This window comes from Amycolatopsis sp. (assembly GCF_036008905.1).
In the GTDB taxonomy this organism is placed as follows: domain Bacteria; phylum Actinomycetota; class Actinomycetes; order Mycobacteriales; family Pseudonocardiaceae; genus Amycolatopsis.
On the sequence record NZ_DASYMU010000202.1, the window covers coordinates 1 to 8,052 of the forward strand.

Genomic DNA, 8,052 nt, shown 5'->3' on the forward strand with positions numbered 1-8,052 from the left:
ACGGACGCCCCGTAGCGCCTGATCATCAGCGGGCTGGACCAACCGGCCAGGCGTTCCACATCGGACTCACCGGCGCCGGACTTCAGAAGATCATGAGCCCACGTGTGCCTAAGTTGGTGCGGGTGCAAGTGGTCAAGGCCTGCCTGTTCACATCGACGCGTCAGCACTTCGCCCACGCCACCGGGAGTCATCCGCCAACCGCCGGTGTCGTTCGAGCGCACGCTCATCAGCAGCGGCAGAGCGGGTCCAGCGGCTCGGCTCGCGCGGACCCGCATGTACTTGCGCAGTGCCAGCGCGGTCTTGGCCCCGAAGGGCAACAGGCGCTTCTTCCCGCCCTTGCCGAGTACCAGGACTTGCTGGTGCACCAGATCGACATCGTCGACGTTCACCCCGGCCAGCTCGGCCCTGCGCAACCCCGTGTCGAGCAGCATTCGGATGATCACCGTGTCCCGGCGATCGACGTAGGTCGCGCCGTTCATGGACTTGAGCAGCTTCGACAGGATCTCGTCCGGGACCACCGGCACCGGCGGCGCCTTCGGCATCGGCAACTCCAGGGACGCCGCCGGGTTGACGTACAGCCCGCTGTCAGGTTCGCCCACGACATAGTCGAAGAACTTGCGCACAGCGATGCCGCGTACCCGCCGGGTGGAGTCGGCCTTGTTCTGGTCGACGAGGTGCCGCATCCAGCCCTTGACCATCTTGTCGGTCACCTGCGCGGGCTCGGTGACCCCTCGGTGTGCTTCGCTGAGCCAGTCCAGGAACTGCTCAATCGAACGGCGGTAGACCTTGATCGTCTCGACTCCGGGTCGGCCGGACTGCAGGTCCAGCACCCACTCTTGGAGCCACTCATTCAGAACGTCCATGGGCCTCAGATTAGGCTGTAGTTCTCGTGGCAACAAACGGTGTACGGAACTAAGCGCGGCAGGGAGCCAAGATCGATGAACGCTAAAACCGCAGGTAGAGGCGCTGCGCTGCACCTGACCGGAGAACGGACCGTGCCGGGCATCGCCGAAGAGAACTATTGGTTCCGCCGACACGAAGCCGCGTACGTCGAACTGCTGCCGTACTGCGCCGGAGCGACGGTCCTGGAAGCGGGATGTGGCGAAGGTTACGGCGCCGGGCTCATCGCTCCGGTCGCCGAACGGGTGCTCGCGCTCGACTACGACGAGCCCGCGACGGCCCACGTCGCCCGCCGCTACCCCGAAGTCGCTGTGGCACGGACGAACCTGGCGTACCTGCCGGTGCGTTCGTCCACTGTGGACGTCGTGGCGAACTTCCAGGTGATCGAACATCTCTGGGATCAGGCGGGGTTTCTCGCCGAGTGCCACCGGGTTCTCAAGCCGGGTGGGAAGCTCCTCGTCACCACGCCGAACCGGATCACCTTCACCCCGGACAGTGACACCCCGCTGAATCCCTACCACACCAGGGAACTCTCACCCGCCGAGCTGGACGAGCTGCTGCGGGCGGCCGGGTTCACCGTCGAGCGGCTCCACGGCCTGCACCACGCCCCGAGTCTCACAGAACTCGACAACCGTTACGGGGGCTCGATCATCGACGCACAGCTCGACGTGGTCATGGGTGAACTGCCAGGACAGGCGGTCTGGCCCGAGGCACTGCTCGCCGACGTCGAAGCCATCCAGGCGGCGGATTTCGCCGTCCACGGCGAAGACCTCGACGCGAGCCTGGACCTGATCGCGGTGGCGGTGCGCGCGTGAACCTGGAGAGCGAAGGCACGTTCTGCCTGGTCCTGCACAGCCACCTGCCCTGGTTGCCACACCACGGTTCCTGGCCGGTCGGCGAGGAATGGCTCTATCAGGCGTGGGCGCATTCCTACCTGCCGCTGATGGATCTCGTGCGCCGCTTCGCCGAGGAGGGCAAGCGGGACATGCTGACGCTCGGCGTCACGCCGGTACTCGCAGCACAGTTGGACGACCCGCACAGCCTGCGTGCTTTGCACCATTGGCTGGGAAACTGGCAGCTGCGCGCACAGGATGCGTCGACGCTCTGGCGCGGCGACCCGCTCCTCCGCGACCTCGCCGCCGGTGAGTACAAAGCCGCCACGCACGCCTCCGAGGAGTTGGAAGCCCGCTGGCGCCACGGTTTTTCACCGGTTCTCCGCTCCTTTGTGGACGCGGGGACGATCGAACTGCTCGGCGGCCCGCTGACCCATCCGTTCCAGCCGCTGCTCGACCCGCGGGTGCGCTCGTTCGCCCTGCGCGGCGGGCTGGCCGACACGGAGTTGCGGGTCGGGCACCGGCCGGAAGGCATCTGGGCACCCGAATGCGGATACGCCCCGGGCATGGAAACCGACTACGCGGCGGCCGGGGTCCGGCGGTTCATGGTCGACGGGCCGTCGCTGAAGGGCGACACCTCACAGGCCCACACGGTCGGTTCGTCGGACGTCGTGTGCTTCGGCCGCGACCTCGAAGTCACCTACCGCGTCTGGTCCCCGAAGGCGGGCTATCCCGGCCATTCGGCCTACCGGGACTTCCACACCTGGGACCACGAAGTCGGCCTCAAACCGTCCAGGGTGACCGGCAAGCAGATCGCCCCGCACGAGAAGGCGCCGTACGACCCCGCGCTCGCCGCGGACACGCTTCGCTTGCACGTCAAGGACTTCGTCGAGACCGTGGTCGCACGCATGCGTTCGCTGCGCGCGGAAAACGACCGGACGCCGATGGTCGTCGCGGCCTACGACACCGAGCTTTTCGGGCACTGGTGGCACGAAGGCCCGGCGTGGCTCGAAGGCGTGCTGCGCGCGCTGCCCGAAGCGGGTGTGCGCGTCACGACGCTGCGCGGCGCGCTCGACGCGGGTCATCTCGGCGCGCCGGTCGACCTGCCCGTGTCCTCGTGGGGCTCGGGCAAGGACTGGCGGGTGTGGGACGGTGAGCAGGTCTCGGACATGGTCGAGTCGAACGCCGCGCTCCAGACCAGGCTGCTGAGTCTCTGCCGCGGCGGGCTCGGCCGGGACGCGGTCCGTGACCAGGCCGTCGCCGAGGCGATGCTGGCGCTGTCCAGCGACTGGGCGTTCATGGTCACCAAGGATTCCGCCGCCGACTACGCACGCCGCCGCGCCCGTGTCCACACCGAACGCTTCGACACGCTGGCCTCGCTGCTGAGCGCGGGCGAGCACACGCGTGCCAGAGAGAAGGCCGCCGCGTACCGCGCCGAAGACGGGCCGTTCGGCCATCTGGACGCGCGTAGCCTGTGATCAAGCACGTAGTTCTTCTTTCTCTTTTCTAAGACACAGTCCGAAAGGGACAGCGTTGAGCATTTACGACATTCCGGTGAACACTCTTTCCGACGAGCCCACCACCCTGGGTTCGCTGAGCGGGAAGGCGCTGCTCGTGGTGAACGTGGCGTCGAAATGCGGACTCACCCCGCAATACACCGGCCTCGAGCGGCTCCAGGAAAAGTACGCCGACAAGGGCTTCTCGGTCGTCGGCTTCCCGTGCAACCAGTTCGGCGGCCAGGAACCCGGCACCGCCGAGGAGATCCAGACCTTCTGCTCCACGACGTACGGCGTCAGCTTCCCGCTGTTCGAGAAGCTCGAGGTCAACGGCGAAGGCAGGCACCCGCTGTACACCGAGCTGACCCGGACAGCGGACGCCGACGGCGCGGCCGGGGACGTGCAGTGGAACTTCGAGAAGTTCCTCATCAGCCCCGAAGGCGAGATCCTCGGCCGGTTCCGCCCGGCCACCGAGCCCGAGTCAGAAGCCGTCGTGAAGGCGATCGAAGCCGCGCTTCCCGCCTGACCGCAACTACCGCCATCTGTAGTGAAAATAGGCGTGGGCCGGAGTCGACTCCCAGGTCGCGGAGCCGCTGTCGTCAGGTGGGGGTCTCTTGGACACTGAGAGATCACGTGATGTCGACATCTCGCGGTGTGTTGGGCACGCAGGACGCTATGAAGGGTCCCTTCTTCTCGTTTCTGCGAGGAAGGGCCCCTTCATGGCGTGGGGTGGGGTTGGAAGTACCCCAATGCGGCGTTGGGGGCGCTCAATGCCCCCAACGCCGCTTTGGGGGAATACCCGAGGTGCCGTGCGGGTCGGTGGGTGGGGTGACCGTCCCGGCGGAGGTACGCACGGCTGGTGGTGGGACGTCAGTCCGTTCGGCAGGCGCGTGTTTTGAACTCAGCCGGCCGGGTTTGTGGTCGTCCCCCTGGTCTCGACTCGAAATGGGTTGACCTCCAGCGGGCTGGAGGTAGCAAGCTGGCGATCATGACCGACACGATCGCGGCCACTCCGAGATCACGCGGCGTGCTGTGGACTCCTGAGCATCGCGTGACCACGACCGGCTTGCTCTTGATCGTCACGCTTGTCGCTTTTGAGAGTATGGGGGTCGCCACGGCGATGCCCACGATGGTGGCCGAGCTTCAGGGCCAAGACCTCTATTCCTGGCCCTTCACCGCCTTCCTGGTCCCGAGCGTCGTGGCCACGGTTGTGTCCGGTCGCATCAGTGACCGCCGTGGGCCCGCGTTCGCGCTTCTTGTTGGTCCAGCGCTCTTCCTGGCCGGCCTGGTCGTGGCGGGGACGGCGACTGGCATGGCGACTCTGCTCTTGGGGCGAGTTCTTCAAGGGTTCGGTACGGGGCTGTTGCTGGTCGCGTTTTCGATTTTGATCGCGGTCACCTATACCGATCGTGAGCGTCCGGTGATCTACGCCGCCAATGCGGCCGCGTGGGTTCTTCCGGCGGTGATCGGGCCGTTCGTCGCCGGGGTGATCACGGTCAGCGTCGGGTGGCGGTGGGTGTTCCTTGGGTTGATCCCGCTGGTTTTCGTCGGGGTGGCGTTGCTGGTGGTGGTTGTGCGCAAGCTTCCGGCGCACGTTCCGGGCGAGCAGGGGCGTCGCGCCAGTGTCCTGGCGGCCGTGGCGGCCGCATTGGGGATCGCGGCGTTGACTTGGGCGGCGCAGCACCCGTCGGTCCCGGCGGCCGTCTACGGCGTCGGTGGGCTGCTCGCGCTGGGGCTGGCGCTGCGCAACTTGCTTCCGGCGGGGACTCTCAGCGCCAGGCCTGGGTTGCCGACGGTCGTCGCATCTCGTGCGCTGATCAGCGGGGCTTTCGCGGGCATGGAGGCGTATCTGCCGCTGACCATGAGCGCGGTCCACGGCTACAGCCCCGCGCTGGCCGGTCTGCCCCTGACGATCACGGCGCTGGGATGGTCGACGGGATCGGCCGTCCAGGGACGTTTCCTCGATTGGTCTCGTGAGGTGTCGCTGCGGCTCGGGTTCGTGCTCGTCGCCACCGGGCTGGTGATCTTCGCGTTCGTGTCACAGCCGTGGTTCCCGGGATGGGCGGCGTTCGCGGGATGCGCGATCGGCGGCGCGGGAATGGGGATCGCGATGCCCGCGATTTCCGTGCTGTTGCTGCGGTTCTCGTCCGAAAGCGAGCGTGGGTTCAACACCTCGGCCATGCAGCTCGGCGACTGGGTGGGGTCCGCGCTGACGGTCGGGCTCGGCGGTGTCCTGCTCGTCGCGCTGGCGTCGGCGGAGGCGCCGGCGCCCGCCGTCACGGTCCTCGCGGTGCTCATGGTCGCGGTGGCCACGGTCGGGGTATTCGTCACCCGTCGGTGGCCGGTCGAGTAGCCGATCAGGTGGGACTATCCTGGGGGGTGCGATGACCTATCTAGACCACGCGGCGACGACCCCGATGTTGCCCGAAGCCATAGCTGCGATGTGCGAGGCGCTGTCCACCGTGGGCAATGCCTCTTCACTGCATTCCTCTGGACGCCGGGCGAGACGGGTGGTCGAGGAAGCTCGCGAGGTGATCGCCGGAGCGCTCGGCGCCCGCCCGTCCGAGGTGATTTTCACCGCCGGTGGCACGGAAAGCGACAATCTCGCCGTAAAAGGCATCTTCTGGGCGCGTAAGCAGCGCCGGGTACTGGCGAGCTCCGTCGAGCATCACGCCGTCATGGACGCTGTGCAGTGGCTTGGCGATCACGCCGATGCCGAGATCACCTGGCTCGACGTCGACGAGTGCGGCCGGGTCGCCCCGGAGACACTGCGTGACGCGATCGAACTCGACCCCGAAAACGTGGCCTTGGTCACGGTCATGTGGGCCAACAACGAGGTCGGCACGGTCAACCCGATGGCGGAACTGGCGGCCATCTGCGCGGAGTACGAGATCCCGCTGCACACCGACGCCGTCCAGGCCGTCGGAGCGGTGCCCATCGACTTCTCGGCGAGCGGCGCGAGCGCGATGACGCTGACCGCGCACAAGGTCGGCGGGCCGTACGGCGTCGGCGCGCTGCTGCTGGCCAGGGACACCCCGTGCGTTCCGTTGCTGCACGGCGGCGGCCAGGAGCGCGATGTGCGCTCCGGCACGCTGGACGTCCCGGCGATCCACGCGTTCGCGACGGCCATCCGCGTGACAGTCGGCGAGCAGGCCGAACGGGCCGAGACACTGGCCGCCCTGCGGGACGACCTGATCGACGCAGTGCTGCGCGAAGTGCCAGACGCGGTGCTGAACGGCTGTGTGAAGAACCGGCTGCCCGGCAACGCGCACTTCACCTTCCCCGGCTGCGCGGGCGACAGCCTGCTGATGCTGCTGGACGCCAAGGGCATCGAGTGTTCGACGGGGTCGGCGTGCACGGCCGGAGTCGCCCAGGCCAGCCACGTGCTGCTGGCGATGGGCGCCGACCCGGCAGCCGCACGCGGATCGCTGCGGTTCTCGCTGGGACACACCTCGACGCACGAAGACGTCGACGCGGTGGCGCGGGAAATCGGTGGCGTCGTCGCCAGGGCAAGGCAAGCCGGCCTCTCCGGAATGCGCAAGACGACACTGGGTAAAACGACTGAGCAGGAGGTGTAGAGGATGCGAGTACTGGCCGCGATGAGCGGGGGAGTGGACTCGGCGGTGGCCGCCGCCCGGGCCGTCGACGCCGGACACGAGGTGGTCGGCGTGCACCTCGCACTGTCCGCCAAGCCCGGCACGCTGCGCACGGGATCGCGTGGCTGCTGCACGATCGAGGACTCCCACGACGCCCGCCGGGCCGCGGACATCATGGGAATCCCGTTCTACGTGTGGGATTTCGCCGAGCGCTTCACCGAAGAGGTCATCGAGACCTTCGTCGGTGAGTACGCCGTCGGCCGCACCCCGAACCCGTGTGTCACCTGCAACGAGAAGATCAAGTTCGAGGCGCTGCTGGACAAGGCGATGGCGCTCGGTTTCGACGCCGTCGCCACCGGCCACTACGCCCGGCTCGCCCAGGTCGACGGCGCGCCCGAGCTGCGTCGCAGCGCCGACGTCGGCAAGGACCAGTCGTACGTGCTGGCTTCGCTGACGCCGGATCAGCTGCGGCACGCGATGTTCCCGCTCGGCGACTCGTGGAAGACCGAGGTGCGTGCGGAGGCCGAGCAGCGTGGCCTGTCCGTGGCGAACAAGCCGGACAGCTACGACATCTGCTTCATCCCGGACGGCGACACCAAGAAGTTCCTGGAGAAGAAGCTCGGCCAGCGGCCCGGTGACCTCGTCGACGCCGAGACCGGCGCTGTCCTCGGGCAGCACACGGGAGTGCACGGCTTCACCGTCGGCCAGCGCAAGGGCCTCGGCATCGAGGCCCCCGCGCCGGACGGCCGCCCGCGGTACGTGCTTTCGCTGGAACCGGTTTCCGGCACGGTGAAGGTCGGGCCGGTGGCGGAGCTCGGTGTCGGTGTCATCAACGCGGATCGCCCGATCTGGCCGAGTGAGCGCGCGCTGGACGGGCCCACCGAGTGCGTCATCCAGGTGCGCGCGCACGGTGGCACTGTCGACGCCGTGGCCGAGGCCGTCGGTGACCAGGTGACCATCCAGCTGCGTGAGCCGCTGCGCGGTGTCGCTCCCGGTCAGGTCGTGGTGCTGTACCGCCCTGACACCGCCGGTGACCTCGTGCTCGGCAGCGCCAAGATCGCGTCGACCAGCTAGGCCGTGTCTGGTAAATCAAGTTCGCGGTCTCCGCGCCCAGGCGGCCCCTGACGGCACGGGGGATTCACCCGAGTACGACCCGGTACGAGGGCAAATCCCCCGCACCGCCAGGAACCACCTGGATCACGAAGCCCATCGAACAGATTCACCAGA

General features: G+C 67.8%; 7 protein-coding genes. 6 read left to right on the forward strand and 1 reads right to left on the reverse strand.

Translation table 11 applies throughout. The features are described from left to right. Positions 1 to 863: tyrosine-type recombinase/integrase (locus VGP60_RS32770; protein ID WP_327552039.1), on the reverse strand; the 863-nt coding region annotated here is incomplete at its 3' end. Between the two features lie 75 nt (positions 864 to 938). Between VGP60_RS32770 and VGP60_RS32775 the strand changes: the two genes are divergently transcribed. From VGP60_RS32775 to mnmA, 6 genes are all read left to right on the forward strand, one after another. After that, on the forward strand, positions 939 to 1,715 hold the full coding sequence (locus tag VGP60_RS32775) for a class I SAM-dependent methyltransferase (RefSeq protein ID WP_327552040.1): 777 nt from the start codon (positions 939 to 941) through the stop codon (positions 1,713 to 1,715). Beyond that, positions 1,712 to 3,211, forward strand: a complete 1,500-nt coding sequence (locus tag VGP60_RS32780; protein ID WP_327552041.1) for a glycoside hydrolase family 57 protein — start codon at positions 1,712 to 1,714, stop codon at positions 3,209 to 3,211. The genes VGP60_RS32775 and VGP60_RS32780 overlap by 4 nt, the downstream gene beginning before the upstream one ends. A gap of 55 nt (positions 3,212 to 3,266) precedes the next feature. Further along, positions 3,267 to 3,755, forward strand: coding sequence for a glutathione peroxidase (locus VGP60_RS32785; protein ID WP_327552042.1), 489 nt, complete (start codon positions 3,267 to 3,269; stop codon positions 3,753 to 3,755). A gap of 462 nt (positions 3,756 to 4,217) precedes the next feature. Next, positions 4,218 to 5,582 carry an MFS transporter gene (locus tag VGP60_RS32790; protein WP_327552043.1) on the forward strand — a complete coding sequence of 455 codons (1,365 nt, stop codon included), beginning with the start codon at positions 4,218 to 4,220 and terminating at the stop codon, positions 5,580 to 5,582. A 31-nt stretch (positions 5,583 to 5,613) separates the two neighbouring features. Then, a complete protein-coding gene (locus VGP60_RS32795; RefSeq protein ID WP_327552044.1) occupies positions 5,614 to 6,807 on the forward strand; it encodes a cysteine desulfurase family protein in 1,194 nt (397 codons plus the stop codon). A gap of 3 nt (positions 6,808 to 6,810) precedes the next feature. Next, positions 6,811 to 7,899: a tRNA 2-thiouridine(34) synthase MnmA gene (mnmA, locus tag VGP60_RS32800; protein WP_327552045.1), complete on the forward strand. Its 1,089-nt coding sequence runs from the start codon at positions 6,811 to 6,813 to the stop codon at positions 7,897 to 7,899. Positions 7,900 to 8,052: the final 153 nt, after the last annotated feature.